At 46.3% G+C, this 24,070-nt stretch carries 23 protein-coding genes and 1 other annotated feature; of the genes, 20 read left to right on the top strand and 3 right to left on the bottom strand.

Annotated features, from left to right (window positions below; all coding sequences use genetic code 11):
- The first annotated feature begins 37 nt into the window (after positions 1-37).
- The 4 genes from BGM27_RS03840 (at position 38) to BGM27_RS03825 (ending at position 5,398) form a co-directional block, all read left to right on the top strand.
- Positions 38-1,096, top strand: coding sequence for a carbamoyl phosphate synthase small subunit (locus BGM27_RS03840; RefSeq protein WP_007409132.1), 1,059 nt, complete (start codon positions 38-40; stop codon positions 1,094-1,096).
- Positions 1,089-4,184, top strand: a complete 3,096-nt coding sequence (locus BGM27_RS03835) for a carbamoyl-phosphate synthase (glutamine-hydrolyzing) large subunit (RefSeq protein ID WP_007409131.1) — start codon at positions 1,089-1,091, stop codon at positions 4,182-4,184. The genes BGM27_RS03840 and BGM27_RS03835 overlap by 8 nt, the downstream gene beginning before the upstream one ends.
- A complete protein-coding gene (argF, locus tag BGM27_RS03830) occupies positions 4,172-5,143 on the top strand; it encodes an ornithine carbamoyltransferase (protein WP_007409130.1) in 972 nt (323 codons plus the stop codon). The genes BGM27_RS03835 and argF overlap by 13 nt, the downstream gene beginning before the upstream one ends.
- A 75-nt stretch (positions 5,144-5,218) precedes the next feature.
- Positions 5,219-5,398 carry a YjzC family protein gene (locus BGM27_RS03825; protein ID WP_003155070.1) on the top strand — a complete coding sequence of 60 codons (180 nt, stop codon included), beginning with the start codon at positions 5,219-5,221 and terminating at the stop codon, positions 5,396-5,398.
- Positions 5,399-5,434: 36 nt separating this feature from the next.
- Here BGM27_RS03825 and BGM27_RS03820 read toward each other — a convergent pair whose 3' ends face one another.
- A complete protein-coding gene (locus BGM27_RS03820) occupies positions 5,435-5,620 on the bottom strand; it encodes a YjzD family protein (RefSeq protein ID WP_007409129.1) in 186 nt (61 codons plus the stop codon).
- A 260-nt stretch (positions 5,621-5,880) separates the two neighbouring features.
- Here BGM27_RS03820 and BGM27_RS03815 point away from each other — a divergent pair, with 260 nt between their 5' ends.
- From BGM27_RS03815 to BGM27_RS03800, 4 genes are all read left to right on the top strand, one after another.
- On the top strand, positions 5,881-6,615 hold the full coding sequence (locus BGM27_RS03815; protein ID WP_007409127.1) for a hypothetical protein: 735 nt from the start codon (positions 5,881-5,883) through the stop codon (positions 6,613-6,615).
- An 83-nt stretch (positions 6,616-6,698) separates the two neighbouring features.
- Positions 6,699-7,265 carry a Rossmann-fold NAD(P)-binding domain-containing protein gene (locus BGM27_RS03810; RefSeq protein ID WP_007409126.1) on the top strand — a complete coding sequence of 189 codons (567 nt, stop codon included), beginning with the start codon at positions 6,699-6,701 and terminating at the stop codon, positions 7,263-7,265.
- Between the two features lie 89 nt (positions 7,266-7,354).
- Positions 7,355-8,308: a BMP family ABC transporter substrate-binding protein gene (locus BGM27_RS03805; protein ID WP_007409125.1), complete on the top strand. Its 954-nt coding sequence runs from the start codon at positions 7,355-7,357 to the stop codon at positions 8,306-8,308.
- 12 nt (positions 8,309-8,320) lie between these two features.
- On the top strand, positions 8,321-8,512 hold the full coding sequence (locus BGM27_RS03800) for a ComZ family protein (RefSeq protein WP_007409124.1): 192 nt from the start codon (positions 8,321-8,323) through the stop codon (positions 8,510-8,512).
- Positions 8,513-8,540: 28 nt separating this feature from the next.
- Here BGM27_RS03800 and BGM27_RS03795 read toward each other — a convergent pair whose 3' ends face one another.
- Positions 8,541-8,759, bottom strand: coding sequence for a hypothetical protein (locus BGM27_RS03795; RefSeq protein ID WP_007409123.1), 219 nt, complete (start codon positions 8,757-8,759; stop codon positions 8,541-8,543).
- Positions 8,760-8,925: 166 nt separating this feature from the next.
- Here BGM27_RS03795 and BGM27_RS03790 point away from each other — a divergent pair, with 166 nt between their 5' ends.
- The 9 genes from BGM27_RS03790 (at position 8,926) to BGM27_RS03750 (ending at position 18,698) form a co-directional block, all read left to right on the top strand.
- Complete coding sequence (locus BGM27_RS03790; RefSeq protein WP_007409122.1) at positions 8,926-9,864, top strand: beta-ketoacyl-ACP synthase III; 939 nt, start codon at positions 8,926-8,928, stop codon at positions 9,862-9,864.
- Positions 9,865-9,886: 22 nt separating this feature from the next.
- Positions 9,887-11,125 (top strand): beta-ketoacyl-ACP synthase II, encoded by a 1,239-nt coding sequence (fabF, locus tag BGM27_RS03785; protein WP_007409121.1) that lies wholly within the window; start codon positions 9,887-9,889, stop codon positions 11,123-11,125.
- Between the two features lie 82 nt (positions 11,126-11,207).
- Entirely contained in the window at positions 11,208-11,993 is a 786-nt protein-coding gene (locus BGM27_RS03780) for a DUF2268 domain-containing putative Zn-dependent protease (protein ID WP_007409120.1), read from the top strand.
- Positions 11,994-12,166: 173 nt separating this feature from the next.
- Positions 12,167-13,153, top strand: a complete 987-nt coding sequence (locus tag BGM27_RS03775; protein ID WP_007409119.1) for an ABC transporter ATP-binding protein — start codon at positions 12,167-12,169, stop codon at positions 13,151-13,153.
- Complete coding sequence (locus tag BGM27_RS03770) at positions 13,150-14,139, top strand: ABC transporter ATP-binding protein (protein WP_003155053.1); 990 nt, start codon at positions 13,150-13,152, stop codon at positions 14,137-14,139. The genes BGM27_RS03775 and BGM27_RS03770 overlap by 4 nt, the downstream gene beginning before the upstream one ends.
- A 77-nt stretch (positions 14,140-14,216) precedes the next feature.
- Positions 14,217-15,845 carry a peptide-binding protein gene (locus tag BGM27_RS03765; protein WP_007409118.1) on the top strand — a complete coding sequence of 543 codons (1,629 nt, stop codon included), beginning with the start codon at positions 14,217-14,219 and terminating at the stop codon, positions 15,843-15,845.
- Positions 15,846-15,911: 66 nt separating this feature from the next.
- Entirely contained in the window at positions 15,912-16,862 is a 951-nt protein-coding gene (locus BGM27_RS03760) for an ABC transporter permease (protein WP_003155051.1), read from the top strand.
- A gap of 21 nt (positions 16,863-16,883) precedes the next feature.
- A complete protein-coding gene (opp4C, locus tag BGM27_RS03755) occupies positions 16,884-17,798 on the top strand; it encodes an oligopeptide ABC transporter permease (protein WP_007409117.1) in 915 nt (304 codons plus the stop codon).
- A 147-nt stretch (positions 17,799-17,945) separates the two neighbouring features.
- On the top strand, positions 17,946-18,698 hold the full coding sequence (locus BGM27_RS03750) for a YjbA family protein (RefSeq protein WP_007409116.1): 753 nt from the start codon (positions 17,946-17,948) through the stop codon (positions 18,696-18,698).
- A gap of 32 nt (positions 18,699-18,730) precedes the next feature.
- On the opposite strand, the gene trpS is transcribed toward BGM27_RS03750, so the two are convergent.
- Positions 18,731-19,723 carry a tryptophan--tRNA ligase gene (gene trpS / locus BGM27_RS03745; RefSeq protein ID WP_007409115.1) on the bottom strand — a complete coding sequence of 331 codons (993 nt, stop codon included), beginning with the start codon at positions 19,721-19,723 and terminating at the stop codon, positions 18,731-18,733.
- 55 nt (positions 19,724-19,778) lie between these two features.
- Positions 19,779-19,990, bottom strand: a binding site (T-box leader).
- Between the two features lie 476 nt (positions 19,991-20,466).
- On the opposite strand from trpS, the gene BGM27_RS03740 reads away from it, so the two are divergent.
- The 3 genes from BGM27_RS03740 (at position 20,467) to oppC (ending at position 24,064) form a co-directional block, all read left to right on the top strand.
- Complete coding sequence (locus BGM27_RS03740; RefSeq protein WP_020953966.1) at positions 20,467-22,101, top strand: peptide ABC transporter substrate-binding protein; 1,635 nt, start codon at positions 20,467-20,469, stop codon at positions 22,099-22,101.
- 106 nt (positions 22,102-22,207) lie between these two features.
- Positions 22,208-23,143: an ABC transporter permease gene (locus BGM27_RS03735; RefSeq protein ID WP_003155043.1), complete on the top strand. Its 936-nt coding sequence runs from the start codon at positions 22,208-22,210 to the stop codon at positions 23,141-23,143.
- Between the two features lie 3 nt (positions 23,144-23,146).
- Positions 23,147-24,064: an oligopeptide ABC transporter permease OppC gene (gene oppC, locus BGM27_RS03730; protein WP_007409113.1), complete on the top strand. Its 918-nt coding sequence runs from the start codon at positions 23,147-23,149 to the stop codon at positions 24,062-24,064.
- The last annotated feature ends 6 nt before the right edge of the window (positions 24,065-24,070 follow it).

Genomic DNA, 24,070 nt, shown 5'->3' with positions numbered 1-24,070 from the left:
ATTTTTAATTAATTATTCATCAAGAGGTGGGCTTTAGATGAAAGGCTATTTAGTATTGGAAGACGGAACATCATTCGGCGGTGAACTTGAAAAAGAAGCCCGCTGTGTTGGCGAAGCGGTTTTTTTCACCGGAATGACGGGTTATCAGGAAGTGCTTACAGACCCGTCATATAAGGGTCAGATCGTCGTCTTTACGTATCCGCTGATCGGAAACTACGGAATTAATGAAAAAGACCTTGAAAGTAAGATTCCTCAAGTCAAGGCTGTTGCCGTCTATGAAGCGTGTGAACATTTTTCTCACCATGAAGCAGTCTCAAGCTTGAGAGAGTATTTAAATAAATGGAACATCCCGCTCTTAACCGAAGTGGACACACGGGCCGTCGTCAAAACCATCCGCTCCGGCGGCACGATGAACGCTGCCGTGTCAACAACAGGAGAAATTCCGGCAGCATCCGGAACAGAAAACCCGGCGGAGCTGGCGCAGTCTGAAGACATCACGTCAATGGGGAATGGAGACCGGCATATTGCGCTGATTGATTTCGGTTATAAAAAATCAATCGCCTCGTCACTTGTAAAGCGCGGCTGTAAAGTAACGGTCATTCCGTATCAGCAGATGAACGCTGTTTACGACATTCAGCCTGACGGAATCGTGCTCTCAAACGGCCCGGGCGACCCGAAAGCGATTGCGCCGTACATGAACCGGATTACATCATTACTCAGTGATTTCCCCGCACTCGGCATTTGCCTCGGGCATCAGCTGATTGCCCTGGCTTTCGGAGGAAATACGTATAAGCTGCCGTTCGGCCACAGGGGTGCCAACCATCCCGTCATTGACCGGAAAACGAAACGGGTGTTTATGACAAGCCAGAACCACAGCTATGTCGTTGATGAAGCATCAATTGACGAAAACGAGCTGTCCATCAGATTTCATCATGTCAATGATACATCAGTGGAAGGGCTCATTCATAAGCGCCTTCCCGTATTAAGCGTCCAGTTCCACCCTGAAGCTCATCCCGGACCGGCTGAGAGCGAGTGGATATTTGATGAATTTCTAGAGAAAGTGATACCAGCAAGGAGAGAAATCGCTCATGCCTAAAGATACAACCATTTCCAGCATATTAGTCATCGGCTCCGGCCCGATCATCATCGGCCAGGCGGCAGAATTTGATTATTCAGGAACGCAGGGCTGCATGGCTCTGAAAGAAGAAGGATACCGCGTTATTCTAGTCAACAACAACCCGGCAACGATTATGACGGATGAGGCGTTTGCCGATGAAATATATTTTGAACCGCTCACAACCGACAGCATCGAGGCCATTATTGAAAAAGAAAAACCGGACGGTCTGCTTGCCAATTTGGGCGGCCAGACGGCATTGAATTTAGCCGTTAAGCTTGAAGAAGCAGGCGTGCTGAAGAAGCATCACGTCAAGCTTTTGGGAACATCGGTGGAAACCATTCAAAAAGGCGAAGACCGGGAGCAGTTCCGCGCCCTGATGAAAGAGCTCGATCAGCCCGTTCCGGAAAGCGAAATCGTCGACAACGAAGAAGATGCCCTCCGTTTCGCTGAGTCTATCGGATTTCCGGTTATTCTGAGACCGGCGTATACGTTAGGCGGAAAGGGAGGCGGAATCGCGAAAACGAAAGAAGCGTTTCAGACGCTGATTAAACAGGCGCTGTTGGCAAGCCCGATCAGCCAATGCCTCGTCGAAAAAAGCATCGCCGGTTTTAAAGAAATTGAATATGAGGTCATGCGTGACAGAAATCATACATGCATCACCGTCTGCAACATGGAAAACATCGATCCCGTCGGCGTGCATACAGGAGACTCCATCGTCGTCGCACCGTCCCAGACGTTAACGGATGAAGAATATCAGATGCTGCGTTCAGCAAGCCTGGCGATTATTTCGGCGCTGGATGTGGTCGGCGGCTGCAACATTCAATTTGCGCTGGACCCGTTCAGCAAACAGTACTATGTCATTGAAGTGAACCCGCGTGTCAGCCGCTCTTCAGCTCTCGCGTCAAAAGCGACCGGCTATCCGATTGCCAAAATGGCGGCGAAACTTGCCGTCGGCTATACGCTTGACGAACTGAAAAATCCGCTGACGGGCTCTACTTATGCAAGCTTTGAACCGGCGCTTGATTATGTCATCGTCAAATTCCCGCGCTGGCCGTTTGATAAATTTAAACATGCCGACCGCACGCTCGGAACGAAGATGAAAGCGACGGGAGAGGTCATGGCGATTGAAAGAAATATGGAAGCGGCCATTCAAAAAGCGGCAGCCTCCCTTGAGCTGAAAACGATCGGCACCCGCCTGCCTGAACTCGGCGGCTGTACGATCAATCAGCTGTGGGAATTAGCGGTAACGCCGGATGACCGGAGATTTTTCGTCGTCATGGAACTGTTAAGCCGCGGTGAAACGATAGAAGACATCCATGCCAAAACGAAAATTGACCCGTTTTTTCTCCATGTATTCCGAAATATCATCACATTGGAAAACAAGCTGATGGAAGAAGGGGATCATCTGTCAATGCCGCTTTTAAAGCAGGCGAAGGTAAAAGGCTTCACGGATATCATGATCGCATCTCTCACGGGAAAAACGGAAGAAGACATCCGTGCTCTCAGAAAGAAATCAGGCATCGTCCCGTCGTTTAAAATCGTAGATACATGCGCCGCTGAATTTGATGCCAAGACGAATTATTTCTACTCCACCTACCTCGGGGAAAGCGACGGAGATATCAGCCGAAAAGAGAAAAAACGAGCCCTCATCATCGGCTCAGGCCCGATCCGCATCGGTCAGGGAGTGGAATTTGATTACAGTGCCGTCCACGGCGTTCTGACCCTGCAAAAGCTGGGGTATGAAACGATTATGATCAATAACAATCCGGAAACAGTAAGCACGGATTATGAAATCGCTGACCGGCTTTATTTTGAACCGCTGACGACAGAACATATTTTGAACGTGGCGGAACATGAAAACATTGATTTTGCCATCGTCCAGTTTGGGGGGCAGACCGCGATCAATGCCGCTGAACCGCTGGAAAAAGCGGGCATTCCGCTGCTCGGAACATCCTTTGAAACCCTTGATGCGCTGGAGGATCGGGATCTGTTTTATCAGCTGCTTGATGACCTTGACCTGAAACATGCCAAAGGCGAAACCGCTTATTCAAAAGAAGAAGCAACGGAAAAAGCAAGCCGAATCGGCTACCCCGTGCTGATCCGTCCGTCTTATGTCATCGGTGGGATGGGCATGATCATCGTTGATTCAGAAGCGCAAATGTCAGAACTGCTGGAAAATGAAGCGGGCATGCCGTATCCGATTTTGATCGATCAGTACATTACAGGAAAAGAATTGGAGATCGATCTGATTTCCGACGGACATGAAGTATTCGTGCCGACTTACACAGAGCACATTGAACGCGCCGGCGTCCATTCGGGCGACAGTTTTGCGATTCTTCCGGGTCCGTCTGTCACACCTGATATGCAGCGGAATATAAGAGAGGCCGCCGAAAAAATCGCGGTAAAACTGGCTTTTAAAGGCATCATGAACATTCAGTTTGTCATTGATGACAAAGGGGATATTCTCGTTCTTGAAGTGAATCCGCGGGCAAGCCGCACGGTTCCTGTCGTGTCTAAGGTGATGGGGGTGCCGATGATCCCGCTTGCCGCCAGATTGCTGGCCGGCGCTTCCCTTAAAGACATCAAGCCCGAGGTTCAAAATCAGCACGGAACGGCAGTGAAATTCCCGGTTTTTTCTTCGCACGCCATTCAGGATGTGGACGTAAAGCCCGGGCCGGAAATGAAGTCGACCGGAGAAGGCATGTGTGTCGCGTTTGACGCAGAAAGCGCCCTGAAAAAAATCTACGCGCACGTCTGGGAGAAAAAAGGCAGCATCTATCTGGAAGGCTGTGATGCGGAATTGGAACGTCAGGCTCAAGAGGCGGGATTTACCGTATGCAAAGATGCGTTCTCGGCATGGGCAGAGCGAAAGGATAAAGCGGTCCATATCAATTTCAATCACTCTGAAGAAGCGCGTAAACAACGGATTGAAGCCATGACGCACGGTGTGACGGTCTTTACTGAACCGGAAACCGTAAAGGCATTTTTAGCAAGCGGCTCCGGCAAACCTGAGCCTGTATCGCTCAAAGATCTTTATCAAAAGGAAGTGGCATCATGCACACAATAAAAGCGGAACACACATTAACCCATTTGTACGGCAAAGATTTTCTTTCCTTAAAAGATGTCAGCCCGTCAGACATCAAAGCGCTTCTGACAGAAGCTTCATTATTAAAACAACATCCGATACAGCCGATTTTCCAAGGGAAAACATTGGCGATGATTTTTGAAAAATCTTCAACCCGCACACGTGTGTCTTTTGAAGCGGGAATGGCCCAGCTCGGGGGAACGGGACTATTTCTTTCAAGCAGCGACCTGCAGCTTGGGCGGGGGGAGACGGTCGCGGATACGGCGAAGGTGCTGTCCGGCTTCGTTGATGCCATTATGATCCGCACCTTTGAGCATGAAAAAGTCGAAGAGCTTGCCGAGCATGCAGACATTCCCGTCATAAACGGGCTGACCGACCGGTATCACCCGTGTCAGGCACTCGCGGATCTGTTAACGATACAAGAAATAAAAGGAAAACTGAAAGGAGTAAAAGCCGCCTATATCGGTGACGGAAATAATGTGGCGCATTCACTTATGATCGGCTGCGCAAAAATGGGCTGTGACATTGCGATTGCTTCGCCGAAAGGCTATGAAGTAGAGGAAGAGGCGGTGAATGCCGCGAAAGAAGCGGCGGCTGTTTCCGGAGCGAAAATCACCCTTACCGAAAATCCGCAGGAAGCGGTGCGGGATGCAGATGTGATTTACTCCGACGTCTTCACGAGCATGGGGCAGGAGGAAGAGACGCAGCAGCGGCTGAATGTGTTTGCCCCGTATCAAGTCAACGCCTCACTCGTCAGTCTCGCAAAACCCGACTATACATTTTTGCATTGCCTGCCCGCGCATCGGGAAGAAGAGGTCACGTCCGAGATTATCGACGGTCCGAACTCTGCGGTATTTCAGCAGGCGGAAAACCGGCTTCACGCGCAAAAAGCGCTCCTGAAAGCTCTTCTTTACAAACAGGATGAACAAAAAAACCGCTGAATCTCATTCAGCGGTTTTTGATATTTCTCCGCATACAAGCGCATACTACATAAAAAAGAAAAAGGAGGAAATGACGTGGGACAGCAGCATCAATTCCGCCCGGGACAAAAAGCGCCGAATAACGGTGTGTACGTTGAAATCGGCGAAACGGGAAGCATGGTCAAAAACCCGCAAAAAATCAAGCTTACGGTGGGGGAAATGTTCCCTGAAACTTCAAACCACAACAGATTGTGGACGTATCAACGAAAACCGTGAACACAAAAAAACCTGCTGAATAGCAGGTTTTTTTATTTAATGCTGGCTTGCATCCTGTTTGACAGGCATGATCTCCGCAAGAACAAAGACTAGCACCGCAATAACCACGGCAATAACGGATGATTGCTTGAAATTGTACGCCGCGCTGTTCATGGAGGCGACCAAATAACAGGCCATATGTGTTAAAAGGAACGTCCAAATAAAACCGATAATAAACCGCACGTTTCCACCTCGTCCTTCATTTTATTCTACGTTGTATCATACCATACATAAAGCGCGGGCGGAAGGTCATTTTCTCATCAAAAAGCGCGCCTGAAACTGACATTTGCCCGCCTGTCCGGCCGTCTGATGGAAAATTCGGTTCCTGTGCTCGGGATAATAGCCAAAACATAGCAGCAAATAGGAGTTTATCCGATCCGTTTTCATTCTTATTACATATGATAGCCAATAGAGAGATTAGGAGTAAAAGGAGGCGGGCAGGCATGGGGATTACGGAAAGATTTTTCCAATTCGGATCTGAGCTGAACGTCATCCATCTGCCGTATCGGCCGAATGGCTTCTGTATCTTTATTCTGGGGGACAGAACCCACTTTGTCAGCCGGGACTCAAGCTTTTGGCTCGAACATGAAGGGAGAAACCAGCTGTTAAATACGATGCTTGACAGAGGATACACCATTTTTAACAGCAATTTATACGGACGGCATTGGGGTTCGGAAAAAGCCGTCCTTTACGCCAGACAGCTGATTCATTATGTGCTGAAACAAGAAATCCTCAATCCGAAAATACACTTGCTCGCAGAAGGCATGGGCGCCCTTATCGCCGATCAATTGCTGCAGTCTTCAGCGGAGCATATCCGTTCAGCCGCAATGTTAGATCCTTGTCTTGACCTTCAAGCCCATTTTGAATCAGAGAAAGAAAATAAGTTTTTTTATAAGCAGTTTCTGAGGGAAACGGCACAGAGCTTCGGTGTTTCTGAAAAAGAGGCAAGCTCACTGAGCTATCAGACCATTACCGGCTGCCGCACCCGCGTGCCGGTACATATATGGCAAAGAACGACCGGAGCGCCGTACCCGTACACCCTGCATGCGAATGCGTATAAAGAAGCCCGGGAAAAGACCGGAAGCAAGACTGATATCACGTATCACCTGCTTGAGAACCCTGCGCGTATGTACAGAGCCATCTGCCGGTTTTTCCGCAGTCATGAAAAAGACCTGTAATGAATAGAATACAACAGCCATCTCTTTTCAGAGGGCTGTTTGGCTTGTGTGCGAGATGAAAAACCGGAAAGGCGGCAGATGTGATGAAGACAGCGCTGATCATTGGAGCAGATGAATTTCTCGGCCTTTCATTGTGCGAACGGTTGATGGATGAGGGTGTGCATGTTGATGTCATTTTGGCAGAACCGGAGGACAAAACGAGGCAGCTGTATTTAGAAGAACGTTTAATGTGGCTCGCGAGAAACGGGCTTTTTCAAATAATAGATGAAATCGGTGAAAAGGAATACGATCGTATCTGCGTTCAATACGGGAGCGGGTGTCTGCCTGAAGAAAGGGCTGAGCCTTTATATTGGATTGTTTACAGTGAGGATCACGGAGACTGGGAAAAAAACGGTCAGCGGGATACGGCAAAAGCGATTATCCTTCCTCCCCTTTACGGTCCGTGGACAGAAGCAAAAGAAGATGGCGAAAGCAGGATCTTTTTAGAAGACGCAGTCTGCGGGCTGATGAATCAGCTTGAGGCATACGGCACAGAAGACGAAAATCAGATTATTACCCTGGAAATAAAAGAAAAAACGCAAAAAACGGAAGCGGAAGAAAAAATTAAAGAATGGAAAAGACAATTTTCATCAATATTCGACATTTTTTAAGAAATACCTTCCATGTTATGTGCATTACCGCTACAATAAACGTATATCAATTATACATGTTATGAGTTTGAAAAGGGGTTGAACATGGCTTGATCACCAGGCTTGTCATGATCTTTTCTGTCCTCCTTTTATTGAGCGGATGCGCACAAACTCCGTTTAAAGGAAAAATTGAGAAGGTCGGAATGCTTTTTCCCGATACTATCAGTGACTTGGTATGGGGCACAAAAGGTTACAAAGGTTTATTAGCGATACAATCTGAATTTAACGTTGACGTTTATTATAAAGAAAATATCAGATCCGATGAAGATATTTTAAAAGCGATAGATGATTTTCATAAAAAAGGAGTCAATCTTTTATACGGGCACGGAAATGAATACGAGGAAATCTTCAATATGATCAGCAAGGATTATCCCGACATGGAATTCGTCGTCGCAAACGGAACGGCGAAAAGCGATAATGTCACAAGCGTTCATCTTATGGGAGAAGCAATGGGTTTTTTCGGGGGAATGACAGCCGCCCATATGTCAAAAACCAATGAGGTCGGCGTCATCGCCTCCTTTTTGTGGCAGCCTGAAGTAGACGGCTTTATCAAAGGGGCGAAATATGAAAAGCCTGATATCACCGTCAATACTGAATTTACGGACCACTGGGATAACGGCAATGAAGCGCTGCATCTTTACGAGAAGTTAAAAGCGGAAGGCACGGATGTTGTATATCCGGCCGGAGACGGGTATAATGTTCCTGTCATTCAGCAAATCAAAAAAGACGGGCTTTACGCCATCGGCTATGTCGCCGAGCAATCGAATCTCGGCAAAAACACGGTGCTGACAAGCACGGTGCAAAACGTAGATAAAGCCTATACATTAATTGCCGAGCAATATAATAAAGGTACGCTCAAGAGCGGAGATCACAACTTTGATTTCAGGGAAGGAGTCGTTGAAATGGGGACGTTCAGCCCTCTGGTGGACAAAGCATTTCAAGACAAAATCTCAGACCTTGTAAAAACGTATAACCGAACAAATGAACTGCCGTCAAATGAATAGAGGTGGATACACATGCAGCATGAAAAGTCTCTTGAATTTATGCAGATCGCGATGAAATACCTGCCGGAAGCAAAGGCGGAGCTTGAGAAATCCGGCATAGATCTGTCTTTGGAAATGATTCAGCCGTTTATGGACCTGTTTACATCGGTCATGGCGGAAGCGTATGAGCTTGGCAGATCTGATGCCGGGGAGCTGAATAAATAAAGAGAGCCACTTTTCATGAAGTGGCTTTTCACATGATTTTTTTCTTTATAGCGGACACCATCGGCGCGAAGTCTTTAAATACAGGCTTTAATTGATCCAGAGAGTTCATGATGGACCCCAGCTGATTCATCACGTGGTTGTAATCGATCTCTTCTTCGTTTTCAGCCTGAGGCTGCTCCGGGTTTTCTTCCGGTTCTTTATCCCGGTCTCTGGAATCGCCGAACATCATTTTGGAGAAAATATCCATAGTGAAGCCTCCTTTCGTCTTCCTTTTATTCTATGAGGAGCAGCGTCCGATAGTTTAGACGAATATATTGCCAACAGAAAAAAAATAGGGTAGAATTAGTACCTGATACTAATAATTGATCATAACTAATTAGTTTTAAATTCATTATAAAAAAGGAGTCTTTCCAATGAAAGCTGGAATTCTTGGCGTCGGCCGTTACATCCCGGAAAAAGTGCTGACAAATCATGATCTTGAACAAATGGTAGATACATCGGACGAGTGGATTCGTACGAGAACAGGTATAGAAGAAAGAAGAATCGCCGCGGAAGATATGTATTCATCCGGCATGGCCGCTGAGGCTGCGCAAAAAGCGCTTGATCAGGCCGGCATTTCCGCTGAGGAGCTTGATATGATCCTCGTGGCGACGGTTACTCCTGACCAGTCTTTCCCCACCGTTTCCTGTATGATACAAGAGAAGCTCGGGGCCAAAAAAGCGTGCGCGATGGATATCAGCGCCGCATGTGCGGGTTTTATGTACGGTATCGTAACCGCCAAACAATTCATTGAATCGCAAACATACAAACATGTCCTCGTGGTCGGCGTGGAAAAGCTCTCAAGCATTACCGACTGGGACGACCGCAATACGGCTGTGCTGTTCGGAGACGGAGCCGGAGCGGCGGTCATCGGACCGGTCAGCGACGACAGAGGCATACTGTCATTTGAGCTCGGAGCAGACGGTACAGGCGGTCAGCACTTGTACTTAGATGAAAAAGGGCATACAATCATGCATGGAAGAGAAGTATTCAAATTCGCCGTCCGGCAAATGGGTGAATCGAGTGTAAATGTCATTGAAAAAGCCGGCCTCTCCAAAGAGGACGTAGACTTTTTGATTCCGCATCAGGCAAACATCCGCATCATGGAAGCGGCACGGGAACGTTTGGAGCTTCCGGTTGAAAAGATGTCTAAAACAGTCCATAAATATGGAAACACATCCGCAGCATCCATTCCGATTTCATTAGTAGAGGAACTGGAAGCAGGCAAAATTAAAGACGGCGACGTCATCGTCATGGTCGGTTTCGGCGGAGGATTGACATGGGGCGCCATAGCAATACGCTGGGGACGATAAAAAAAGGTGAGGTGCACACAAGATGAGTAAAAAAAGAGTAGTCGTTACAGGGCTTGGAGCCCTGTCTCCGCTTGGAAACGACGCCGAAACAAGCTGGAAAAATGCAATCGGCGGCGTATCCGGAATCGGACCGATCACACGTGTGGAATCGGACGAGTATCCGGCGAAAGTAGCTGCTGAACTGAAAGATTTCAATATTGAAAATTACATGGATAAAAAAGAAGCGCGAAAAATGGACCGCTTCACGCAATACGCTGTCGTAGCCGCGAAAATGGCAGTTCAAGATGCCGGTCTGAACATCACAGACGAGATCGCGCCGAGAGTCGGCGTTTGGGTCGGGTCCGGAATCGGCGGTCTTGAAACGCTTGAATCCCAATTCGAAATCTTCCTGACAAAAGGGCCGAGAAGAGTCAGCCCGTTCTTTGTTCCGATGATGATTCCGGATATGGCGACAGGCCAAATCTCAATCGCTCTCGGAGCAAAAGGAGTCAACTCCTGTACGGTGACGGCATGTGCGACGGGAACGAACTCTATCGGTGACGCGTTTAAAGTCATTCAGCGCGGCGATGCCGATGCGATGATTACGGGCGGAACGGAAGCGCCGCTGACAAGAATGTCATTTGCGGGCTTCAGCGCAAACAAAGCCCTTTCTACAAATCCTGATCCGAAAACGGCAAGCCGCCCGTTTGATAAAAACCGTGACGGCTTTGTCATGGGAGAAGGCGCGGGGATCGTCGTGCTTGAAGAGCTTGAGCATGCCCTTGCCCGCGGTGCGAAAATCTACGGGGAAATTGTCGGCTACGGCTCAACGGGTGATGCCTATCACATTACCGCGCCTGCCCAAGACGGGGAAGGCGGTGCGAGAGCGATGCAGGAAGCAATCAAAGATGCGGGCATCAAGCCTGAAGAAATTGATTACATCAACGCTCACGGCACAAGCACGTACTACAATGATAAATACGAGACAAAAGCCATTAAGACCGTTTTCGGTGATCATGCGTACAAGCTCGCCGTCAGTTCGACAAAATCAATGACGGGTCATTTGTTAGGCGCTGCCGGAGGAATTGAAGCAATCTTCTCCGTCATGGCCATTAAAGACGGCATTATCCCGCCGACGATTAACATCGAAACACCTGATGAAGAGTGTGATTTAGATTATGTACCGGACAAAGCGCGCGAGCAGGATGTCAACATCGTTCTCAGCAACTCGCTCGGCTTCGGCGGACATAATGCCACTTTGATCTTTAAAAAATATCAATAATACAGTTTTGACCGGCTGCCTGAAAAAGGTGGCCGGTTTTTTTGTGCGTGCATATGATAACAACAAGAGGAGGCGAACCGGTATGAGCGTCAAGCAGACATATCAATGGATGGAAAAGGCGGCATCCGTAAATGATCTGGCCCCGCATCTTTTGCCGCTTTTTTCAGGGGCCGATAAGAAAGAGTGGAAGCCGATACTCGGGATGCTGCAAAACCACGGCATGTTCCGCCATTTGAAGGACGGCGTTAGGACCAGTAAACGGCTGAAAGAAAAAGGATGCTACAGCCATATTCAAAAGGAGGAAGCTTATTTAAAGGAGAAGTGGAACGGGCCGGACGTGCCGATCGTAGTTTTGCCCGTCGACGAACGAAACCGGAAAATCCGTCAGGAATTCGGATCAAAATCCGGTCTGGCCTTTCGGGACAAAATGTTCCTCTTTCTATCGTCGGATAGTTCCAATTCAGCTGTATCCGCCCTTATGACACATGAATATAATCACGTCTGCCGGTTAGAACATGTGACAAAGGACGAAAAAGATGAGACATTTCTTGATACAATCATGATGGAGGGGCTGGCAGAATATGCTGTATATGAGCGGTTCGGCTCAAGTCTTACGGCTGAATGGACGTCCTACTATACGCCTGAGCAGCTTGATTTTCTGTTTGAAAAAAGAATCAAGCCGAACCTCCGCTTAACGAGAGACAGCAGAATGTTTTCCCAGCTGTTATACGGAAAAGGATACTTCCCCTCAATGCTCGGCTATGCCGTCGGATTCAATATAGTAAAAAAATATTTAACCGGCCATCAAAAAACAGTAAAAGAAGCATTGGCCATCCCTTCAAAAACCTTTCTGGAGGCAACGCTTTAATAGATTAAAAGAATGGAAATTATTTAAGGATATTACATTTATCCTAAAAAATTCTTGCTTTTGTAATAATGATGTAATAATATACAACTATAAAATTTTTCGACTATTCTATATTTTGTGATAGCGAAACGTATGTTTCCCTCTGCTTCAGCGGAATGAGAAAGGGGCGTATCATGAGCACACTATTAGAAGTGAATAATTTAAAGACCTATTTTTTCAGAAAGAAACAGCCGATCCCCGCAGTCGACGGGGTTGATTTTCACATTAACAAAGGCGAAACCGTCGCTCTTGTAGGAGAATCCGGCTCGGGCAAAAGCATCACCTCGCTTTCTATTATGGGACTTGTCCAAGGCTCGGGCGGAAAAATTATGGACGGCTCGATTAAGCTTGAAGGCAGGGACCTGGCCTCCTTCACCGAAAACGAATATTGCAAAATCCGCGGAAATGACGTCTCTATGATCTTTCAGGAGCCCATGACTTCCCTGAATCCGGTGCTGACCATCGGCGAACAAATTACCGAAGTGCTTGAATACCATAAAAAAATGAATAAAAAAGAAGCGGCTAAAAAAGCCGTTGAGCTTCTGGAACTCGTCGGATTCTCCAGAGCGGAACAAGTAATGAAAGAATATCCGCACCGTCTTTCCGGAGGGATGAGACAGAGGGTGATGATCGCCATTGCGCTCAGCTGCAATCCGAAGCTTCTGATCGCTGATGAGCCGACGACGGCGCTTGATGTGACGATACAAGCCCAAGTATTGGAGCTGATGAAAGACCTCTGCAAAAAATTCGATACTTCCATTCTGCTGATCACTCACGATTTAGGTGTGGTTTCCGAAGCCGCCGACAGGGTGATCGTGATGTACTGCGGACAAGTCGTAGAGAGCGCGAGTGTGGAGGACTTATTTTTAAACCCTCTTCATCCGTATACCGAAGGGCTGTTAAACTCCATACCGGTGATAGATGGAGAGATTGATACATTAAAAGCGATCAAAGGCAGTGTCCCGACACCGGATAATCTTCCGGAAGGCTGCCGATTTGCCCCGAGGTGTTCAAAAGCGATGGACAAATGCAAAACAGGGCAGCCGGAGCTGATAACGCATGAAAGCGGCCGTTCTGTAAGATGTTTTTTATATGAGGAAGAGGGTGCCCAATCAAAATGACAGCTGCAGGCCAAGAAACGATTTTAGAGCTGAAAGACGTAAAAAAATATTTCCCGATCCGCTCCGGTTTTTTTCAAAGGAAAGTCGGTGATATAAAGGCTGTTGACGGTGTTTCTTTTTCACTGAAGCGCGGGGAGACGCTCGGCATCGTCGGTGAATCAGGATGCGGCAAATCAACGGCGGGAAGGACGATGATCCGTTTATACAAGCCGACAGACGGCCGGATTCTTTTTAAGGGGCAGGATATCTCCGGCTTATCTGAAGAAAAGCTGAGAAAAAGCGTCCGCAAAAACATCCAGATGGTCTTCCAAGATCCCTTCGCATCCCTTAACCCGAGGAAAACGCTGCGTTCCATTATTAAAGAGCCGTTCCAGACTCACCATATGTACAGCATGAGCGAGCGGAACGAGCGAGTGGAGGAGCTGCTGGCGAAAGTCGGCCTTCATCCGAGCTTTGCAAACCGCTATCCGCACGAATTTTCCGGGGGGCAGCGCCAGCGGATCGGGATTGCGCGGGCTCTGACGTTGAATCCCGAGCTGATTATTGCGGATGAACCCGTTTCCGCACTCGATGTCTCCATTCAGGCCCAGGTCATCAATCTGATGGAAGAACTGCAGGATGAATTCAACCTGACCTATTTGTTTATTTCTCATGATTTGAGTGTTGTCCGCCATATCAGCGACAGAGTCGGCGTCATGTATCTGGGAAAAATGATGGAGCTGACCGATAAACACGAGCTGTACGGCAATCCGCTTCACCCTTATACGCAAGCGCTTTTGTCTTCAGTGCCCGTCACGAGAAAAAAAGACGCCGTCAAGCGGGAACGAATCATCCTGAAAGGAGAACTGCCAAGCCCGGCAAACCCGCCGAAAGGCTGCGTGTTCCACACGCGGTGCCCGATGGCCAAACCGATCTGCAAGGAACAAATCCCGGCATTTGAAGAAGCCGCTCCCGGCCATTACGTTGCCTGCCATTTATATGCCTGAAATGACAAGCATCGAGAGGGGGTATGCCGGATTACATAACCAGTTTGCTGCATATATATCACAAAGGGGGAATTGATATGAAATTACGTAAAAGCGCACTGATGATGCTAAGTGTTTTTATGGCGTTTGCCATCTTCCTGTCAGCCTGCTCCGGCTCAAAATCCACAAGCACCGAATCCAAACCGGCAGGAAAACCGCAAAAAGGCGGAGATTTGGTTGTCGGGTCAACCGGGGAACCCACACTTTTTAATCCACTTTATTCTACTGATGTTGCAAGTTCTGATATTGAAGGAATGCTTTACAGCACATTATTGGAAACTGATGAGAAATTAAACGTCAAGCCGTCGCTGGCTGAAAAAGTAACAGAAGCTGACGGGGGATTAACGTATGATGTAAAACTGAAAAAAGGCGTAAAATTCCATGATGGAAAAGAGCTGACGGCCGATGATGTTGTTTTCACCTACAGCATCCCTCTTAACAAAGATTACAACGGTGAGCGTGGCTCGGGTTTTGAGTCCCTTAAATCCGTAACGAAAAAAGGAAAATATGAAATTCAGTTTAAAATGAAGAAAAAAGATGCCTATTTCTATAATGTCGTTCTCGACAGTTACGGCATTTTGCCTAAACATATATTGGGTAAGGTCCCGGTTGCAGATCTGGGAGAGAATGAATTTAACCGTAAAAATCCAATCGGCTCCGGTCCGTTTAAGTTTGTTGAGTGGAAAAAGGGCGAGTATGTCAAACTGGAAGCAAATGATGATTACTTTGGCGGCAGACCTTACCTTGATACAGTGACAGTAAAAACAATACCTGATTCTAACGCGGCCGTGGCTCAGTTAAAAGCGGGGGATATTGATTTCTTCGTTGTGCCGGGCACAGATTTTGATACGGTTAAAACGTTTGGAAATGTGAAGGTCAAATCTGACCTTGGCTTAAACTACAGCTATATCGGCTGGAATGAGAAAAAAGAGATCTTTAAGGACAAAAAAGTGCGTCAGGCATTGACTTACGCTCTTGACAGGCAGGCAATGGTGGATCAAGTGCTGAATGGAGACGGTAAGGTAGCGGATGTTCCTGAGAGTCCGCTGTCATGGAATTATCCGAAGTCTAAAGTGCCGACATTTGATTATAATCCGAAAAAAGCAAAGCAGCTGCTAAAAGAAGCCGGATGGGAAGACCATGACGGTGACGGCTACCTTGATAAAGACGGAAAAAAATTCTCATTTGAAATTAAAACGAATCAAGGCAATAAAATTCGTGAAGATTTAGCTGTTGTCGTTCAGCAGCAATTAAAAGAAGTGGGAATCGAGGCTAAACCGCGAATTGTTGAATTCAGTGCGTTAATCGAACAGACAAGTGCCCCTAATTGGGATTACGACGCTCTTCTTCTCGGATGGAGTCTTGCAACGTTCCCGGATCAGTTCTCTATTTTCCATTCAAGCCAATCGAAAAACGGGCTGAATAATATCTGGTATAAAAACCCGAAAGTCGATAAGCTGCTTGAAGAAGCGAAGACAATTACAGACAGAAAAGAATACCAAAAGAAGTATGAAGAGATATACAAATTGATTGCTGAAGATCAGCCGTACAGCTTCTTATTCTATTACAATTACCACAGAGCGATGCCGAATAATTTACAAGGCTATGTATTCCACCCTAAAAATGACTTGTACAATATTGAAAAATGGTGGCTGGATCAAAAATAGCAAAAGCCCTGGAGAGGGAAGGAGGTTCCTTTCCTCTCTTATCCTATTTAAAAAGGGGACAAGAACATGGTTACATATATTTTACGGCGAACATTAATGTCCTTGCCGATTCTCTTAGGCATTACAATTTTGTCGTTTGCCATCATGAAAGCAGCGCCGGGAGACCCGATGTCACTTATGATGGACCCTACAATCAGTCAAGCGGACAGGGCAAAATTCATTGAAAAATACGGGTTGAATGATCCGGAACCTGTTCAATATGTGAAATGGCTGGGGAATATGCTGCAAGGGGATTTCGGGACTTCTATCGTCAAGAAAGGCACTCCAGTTTCTGAACTTATCTTATCCCGCTTACCGAATACGATTGTGCTTATGCTTTTCTCAACCCTTGTCGCTCTTCTTATTTCTATTCCATTTGGTGTTCTGTCAGCGAAACGTCCTTATTCAAAATTGGATTACGGGATAACTGTTACTTCATTTTTAGGGCTTGCCATTCCGAATTTTTGGTTCGGTTTGATTTTAATCATGGTTTTATCTGTAAATCTGGGGTGGTTTCCCACTGGCGGAGTAAGCACTTTGAATGCTGACTTTAACATATTTGACCGATTGCATCACTTGATTCTGCCTGCTTTTGTGCTCGCTACGGCAGACATGGCAGGGATAACGAGATACACAAGATCCAGTATGCTTGATGTGTTAAAACAGGATTATATACGAACGGCGCGTGCGAAAGGATTCCGAGATAATAAAGTAATTTTTAAACACGGTTTGAGAAACGGACTTCTTCCTGTCATCACTATTTTTGGTCTGATGATACCGTCATTTATCGGGGGAGCGGTAGTGGTAGAACAGATTTTTACTTGGCCGGGTCTCGGTAAATTGTTTATTGATTCAGCCTTTTCGCGGGATTATCCGGTTATCATGGCCATGACGGTCATTTCAGCTGTTTTGGTTGTGGTGGGGAATTTAATTGCGGACATCTTATATGCGCTGGTTGATCCCCGCATTGAATATTAACAAAGAGAGGTGAGAGGTCAAATGTTACAGCCAAATACCGGCACACCCCCCAGCGAAGTAAAATTAAAGGAAAATATTCAATCCAAACCGGAAACAATGACGAAGATTTTTTTCGAAAAGTTCTTTCAAAATAAACTAGCTGTAATCGGAGCCGTTATATTAACCATCATCATCTTGTCAGCCTTATTCGCTTCGGTAATCGCTCCTTACTCTCCGGAGAGTCAATCTCTTATCAATCGTTTGAAGCCGCCGAGCTTAAAACATCTAATGGGAACTGATAAATTCGGAAGAGACATCTTTACGAGGGTTCTGTACGGGGCGCGCGTCTCCTTGCTTGTCGGATTCGCTTCTGTGATCGGCGCGATTACAATCGGGACAGTTGTCGGAGCCGTTGCCGGATATTTTAAAGGGATTGTCGATGCCGTTCTCATGAGAACCGTTGATATCGTATTATCCATACCTGATATATTTTTGCTTATTACACTTGTTACGATTTTCCAGCCCGGAATGGATAAATTAATTTTAATTTTCTCCCTTACAGGCTGGACAACAACGGCACGTCTTGTCCGAGGGGAGTTTTTATCGCTTCGTTCCAGAGAGTTTGTATTAGCTGCAAAGACGATCGGTACAAAAAATCATCACATCATCTTTTCTCATATATTGCCGAATGCGCTCGGACCGATTATTGTCTCAGCCACATTAAAGGTGGGAACGGTTATTTTGGCGGAATCTACATTAAGTTATCTCGGTTTCGGGATTCAGCCGCCGATCGCAAGCTGGGGCAATATGCTTCAGGATGCACAGAACTTTACGCTTATGATTCAGGCTTGGTGGTACCCGTTATTCCCAGGGTTGTTGATTCTTCTTACCGTATTGTGCTTTAACTTTGTCGGAGACGGGCTGCGTGATGCGCTTGATCCGAAAAATGTGAAATGATCTCCCGGACGGAACGGGAGATTTTTTTGTTGCGATGCAGTCGGAAATCCAGCTCCGTAATGCGGAAATCTCATATTGAAATGGAATAATTTATCTATCCCTTGCCTATACTGTGGACAACAGTTTTTATAAAGTGAGGGGTCGAATATGTTATTTCTTCATGATGTATGGGTCAATTGGTTTGAAGGGGAAGAAAACGGCTACAATGTATGCCATTTTCACGAATGGCGGAAGGAAGACACGGTTGAACTTTTGGATCAGACGCCGCTGCTCAGAGTGCCGTCGGTATTATTTCATTACATAGAAAACGACTTATCAGAGCTTCCGAAAGAGCTGCTTGACCAAGTCCACCAAAAGTCATACGTGCGAAAAAATCATGAGCGGACAAAGCTGGAGTATTGTTTTGTCGTGACAGACGGGATCGGCATCATTGCCGTGGATACGATCGGGTATACGATTCCGGTCAGAAAGAGCCGCCTGATTCCGAGACAGGAGCAGCTTGTTTATGAAATGGTAAAGGATGTAGAACCGGAATCGTTTCAATTTGAGCCGGCGCAATTGGAGTCTTCAAAGGAATATCACATTTTGTCATTGGCGCCGGAGCACGTCAGAGGGCTGACGAGAAAAGAGCGGCAGATCAAGCAGCTGATGTTTATGGCGCTCGACCAGCTGAAAGGGCTGAAAAACCGTGCGGAAATTGTGTATTGGTACACGGAATGGAATCCGCATATGTACGAGCAGATCAAACGGATGAGCTTTGAAGAGATTTGGGACATGCTTTACAATGAAACAATTGAAGGCTGGTCAGATAAACATCTTGCGTTCTGTGAAAATTTGATTAAAGGGCAGCCGTTTTTCGAAAAGCTTTGGGAAATGGAGCAGGAATCAAAAGTGAACTAAAAAAGAGACGGGGATTCTCCCGCCTCTTTTCTTTATCTTCTTTTCCGTCCGAGACCCATGGCGTTTTCCATTTTCTTCACCATTTTGCCGGCCGTTTTGTTTGCGCGCGCCGCTCCTTCGTCGAGAATGCGGTCAAGTTCGTCGCTCTCAATTAATTCACGGTAGCGCTCTTGGATCGGTGTCAATGCGCCGATAACGACTTCGGCTAAATCGCTTTTGAATTCACCGTACCCTTTGCCTTCATATTTAGCTTCTAATTCTTCAATTGATGTGTTTCCTAAAATAGAATAGATCGTCAAAAGATTAGAAACGCCCGGTTTGTTTTCTTTATCATACTTTACAATGCCTTCAGAATCAGTCACGGCGCTCTTGATTTTCTTTTCGAGCTGCTTCGGCTCATCAAGCAGCGTGATGTATGCCTTTTGGTTCGGATCTGATTTGCTCATTTTTTTGAGCGGATCAGCCAGTGACATGATGCGCGCGCCTGCTTCGGGAATTTTCACCTCAGGAATCGTGAAGATGTCATTGTATTTTTTATTGAAGCGTTCCGCCAGGTTGCGGGTCAGTTCAAGATGCTGTTTTTGATCTTCTCCGACCGGAACAAGATCCGTTCCGTACAGTAAAATATCGCCGGCCATCAGCGGCGGATAGGTTAACAGTCCTGACACGACGGCTTCTTTGCCCTTTGACTTATCTTTAAATTGCGTCATCCGCTCAAGCTCGCCAATATATGCGACGCATTGGAGCATCCACCCCGCCTGGGCATGAGCGGGAACCTCCGACTGGATAAAGAGGGTCGCTTTCTCGGGATCAAGTCCGACGGCCAGGTAAAGAGCCGCGAGATTGCGGATGTTCTTCCGCAGCTCAAGCCGATCCTGCGGAACCGTAATCGCATGCTGATCGACAATACAGAAGTAGCCGTTGTAGTCATGCTGCAAATCAACAAATTGCTTCATTGCGCCGATGTAGTTGCCGAGGGTAACGGAACCGCTCGGCTGAATGCCAGAAAAAATCGTTTTCTTCATAGTTCTTACCTCATTTCTTAAAACATAATAAAAAAAGCCCATTCTTCCCGTAGAAAAAAGGGACGAATGAACCGTGGTGCCACCCTGATTATTCCATTACAATGGAATCGCTCGAGACGTTGGTAACGGAGGCTGCTCCGGCTGGGCCTACTAACGTTCGGTCAGCTGCTCAGAAGTCCATTCCACATCGCCCGTTACCTGCTCCCAGCACCGCAGACTCTCTTCAAACGGATGAAAATGTGTACTACTCTTCATCATCGCAATCACAACAAATGTATTTGATTGATCTATTATAAATCAATTATAGCCAAATGTCATCAGAGGAATACAAGCTTATTTCCAGTTTGCTTTAGGGGTGGAAATCCTCAAAAAGAACTGAAAATGCTTAAATGATAACGTATATCAACATTTCGTATAACGAATATTATATGTAAAAAGCAATATGAACTGGAAATTGCAATAAAAAAATTTAGTTAGGTCATGCTTTAAACTATAGAAGTGTATCACCTTTTTGACAGAAAAACTGACCAAATTTAAATATTTTAAATTGAGAAAATAGTATTGCAATAAATTATTCATTTCATTATAATGAACTTGTTCACTCTATTGTTACAGCTTCTTTACATAAAATAATCAGAAAAGACGGAACACAATTAAAGTTTAGAAAAATATTAAGTTATTTTGTCTGATATTTCTGAGTATTTAGTAGTAAAGGCTGAAAAATTTGATTAGGGGGTTAGTGCATGAAAAAGCGTTGGTCTATTGTAGGTTTGATGCTTATCTTCTCGCTTGTATTAAGTGCGTGCGGCGGATTCAGCGGCGGATCAGGCGGCGGTAAAAAAGACACCAAAGGACAGACTTCACTTAATATCAATATTAAAACCGAGCCGTTCTCACTGCATCCGGGTTTAGCGAATGATTCCGTTTCAGGTGGCGTAATCCGCCAGACTTTTGAAGGATTGACACGCGTAAACTCCAAAGGTGAGCCTGAAGAAGGAATGGCATCTAAAATTGAAACAAGCAAAGACGGAAAGACCTATACATTTACGATTCGTGACGGTGCGAAATGGTCTAACGGCGACCCTGTGACGGCGCAGGATTTTGAATATGCGTGGAAATGGGCGCTTGACCCGAACAACGAATCACAATACGCTTATCAGCTCTACTACATCAAAGGCGCTGAAGCTGCCAATACAGGAAAAGGCAAGATTGATGATGTAGGCGTAAAAGCCGTAAATGACAAAACATTAAAGGTTGAACTGAATAACCCGACACCTTATTTCACGCAATTAACTTCATTCTATACGTATATGCCGATCAACAAGAAAATCGCGGAAAAACATAAAAACTGGAACACAAACGCGGGCGAAAATTATGTGTCAAACGGCCCGTTCAAAATGACGGCCTGGAAACACAGCGGTTCCATCACGCTCGAAAAGAACGATCAATATTGGGATAAAGACGCTGTGAAATTGAAGAAAATCAACATGGTGATGATTAACAATAACAACACCGAACTGAAAAAATTCCAGGCCGGTGAGCTTGACTGGGCAGGAATGCCGCTCGGCCAGCTTCCGACTGAATCTCTGCCGACCTTGAAAAAAGACGGATCTCTTCACGTTGAACCGATCGCAGGCGTGTATTGGTACAAATTCAACACAGAAGCGAAACCGCTGAACAATGTCAACATCCGTAAAGCCCTTGCTTATGCGATCGACCGCTCGTCCATCGTAAAAAATGTAACGCAGGGCGAACAGATCCCGGCCATGGCTGCGGTGCCGCCGTCAATGAAGGGATTCAAGGATAACACAAAAGGTTATTTCAAAGACAATGACGTCAAATCAGCTAAAGAATTCTTAAATAAAGGACTGAAGGAATTAGGCGTCAAGAATGCCTCTGACCTTCCGGCGATCAAACTGTCCTACAATACGGATGACGCGCATGCGAAAATCGCGCAGGCCGTACAGGAAATGTGGAAAAAGAACTTGGGCGTCAAAGTTGAGCTTGATAACTCCGAATGGAATGTTTACATCGACAAGCTGCACAGCCAGAACTACCAAATCGCGCGTATGGGCTGGCTCGGCGATTTCAACGATCCGATCAACTTCCTTGAATTGTTCCGTGATAAAGAAGGCGGAAACAATGATACCGGGTGGGAAGATCCTGAGTTTAAAAAGCTGCTGAACCAATCTCAGCTTGAAACGGATCCGGATAAACGTATCGAAGAGCTGAAAAAAGCAGAAAAGATCTTTATGGACGCAATGCCGGTCGCGCCAGTTTATTTCTATACAGATCCTTGGGTTCAGGATAAAAACCTCAAAAATGTGATCTTGACAGGAACAGGCGAAGTTTACTTCAGAAACGCTTCTTTTGAATAAAAGACGGTTCTGAAAACAAAAGACCCAAGGTATATGGGGAGGATGTCCCCATATACCTTTCTTACTGATTAAGTATAAAATTGTAAAAAACATGGAGGTGTTCACCTTGCTGAAATATATCGGTAAACGATTCATTTACATGATCATCACGCTGTTTGTGATTGTGACCGCCACATTCTTCTTAATGCAGGCAGCGCCGGGCGGACCATTTTCCGGCGAAAGAAAGCTGCCGCCTGAAATTGAGGCAAACTTAAACGAACACTATGGCCTGGACAAGCCTCTTTTCGTTCAATATGTCAGCTACTTAAAATCTGTGGCGATGTGGGACTTCGGACCTTCTTTTAAATATAAAGGCCAAAGTGTTAATGATTTAATCAATTCAGGCTTCCCCGTCTCATTCACTCTCGGTGCAGAAGCTATTCTCCTCGCTTTAGCGTTCGGCGTGCTTTTCGGGGTGCTTGCTGCCCTGTACCATAATAAATGGCAGGATTATACCATTGCGATTTTAACGATCTTTGGGATCTCAGTTCCGAGCTTTATATTGGCGACGATTTTGCAATATATTTTCTCAATTAAATTAGAACTGTTCCCGGTCGCAGGGTGGGAATCCTGGGCATACACCTTTCTGCCCTCTATTGCGCTCGCTTCCATGCCGATGGCGTTCATTGCCAGACTCTCCCGTTCAAGCATGATTGAAGTGTTAAACAGCGATTACATACGGACTGCAAAAGCTAAAGGACTTTCCCGTCCGTCAGTCACCGTGCGCCATGCGCTGCGAAACGCGCTTTTGCCGGTCGTGACATATATGGGGCCGATGGCGGCATCCATTTTAACGGGAAGTTTCATCATTGAATCCATTTTCGGAATTCCCGGTTTAGGCGCGCATTTTGTAAACAGCATTACAAACCGTGATTATACGGTCATTATGGGAGTTACCGTGTTCTTCAGCGTGCTCCTGCTTTTATGCGTATTAATTGTAGACGTGCTGTACGGATTAATCGATCCGAGAATCAAGCTTTCCAAAGCAAAGAAAGGAGCCTAGACCATGCAGAACATTCCTAAAAATATGTTTGAACCAGCTTCAGCTAATGCCGGCGATGCCGAAAAAATAAATAAAAAAAGCCTTTCCCTCTGGAAAGACGCCATGCTCCGCTTCCGCAGCAATAAGCTTGCGATGGTCGGGTTCGTACTGATCGTTCTTATTATTCTGATGGCGATTTTTGCGCCTGTCTTTTCAAGGTATGATTATGCCACTACCAATCTATTAAATGCGGATAAAGCGCCGTCGAAAGATCATTGGTTCGGCACAGATGACCTTGGAAGGGATATATTCGTCCGGACATGGGTGGGCGCGCGGATTTCTATCTTTATCGGTGTCGCAGCTGCCGTGCTTGATTTATTAATCGGCGTAATCTGGGGCAGCATTTCCGGATTCCGCGGCGGACGCACAGATGAAGTGATGATGCGCATCGCCGACATTCTGTGGGCTGTTCCTTCATTATTAATGGTTATTTTGCTGATGGTTGTCCTGCCGAAAGGATTGCTGACCATTATCGTCGCCATGACAATCACGGGCTGGATCAATATGGCGAGGATCGTCCGCGGACAGGTGCTGCAATTAAAGAATCAGGAGTATGTGCTTGCTTCACAGACACTCGGCGCCAAAACCGGCCGGCTTTTGTTTAAGCATATCGTTCCGAACGCGATGGGCTCTATCCTCGTAACGATGACACTGACGGTTCCGACTGCGATTTTTACAGAAGCGTTTTTAAGTTATTTGGGCCTCGGCGTACCTGCTCCGCTTGCGAGCTGGGGAACGATGGCCTCAGACGGATTGCCTGCATTAACCTATTACCCTTGGCGTCTGTTCTTCCCTGCCGGCTTTATCTGCCTGGCGATGTTCGGCTTTAACGTTGTCGGCGACGGGTTAAGAGACGCGCTGGATCCTAAGTTACGCAAATAAGGAGTG

Origin of the sequence: Bacillus sp. FJAT-27001 (genome assembly GCF_019039175.1) — a bacterium.
Classification (GTDB): domain Bacteria; phylum Bacillota; class Bacilli; order Bacillales; family Bacillaceae; genus Bacillus; species Bacillus velezensis.
The sequence above is the reverse complement of the archived record's forward strand: the minus strand, read 5'-3'. Positions and strand labels throughout refer to the sequence as shown.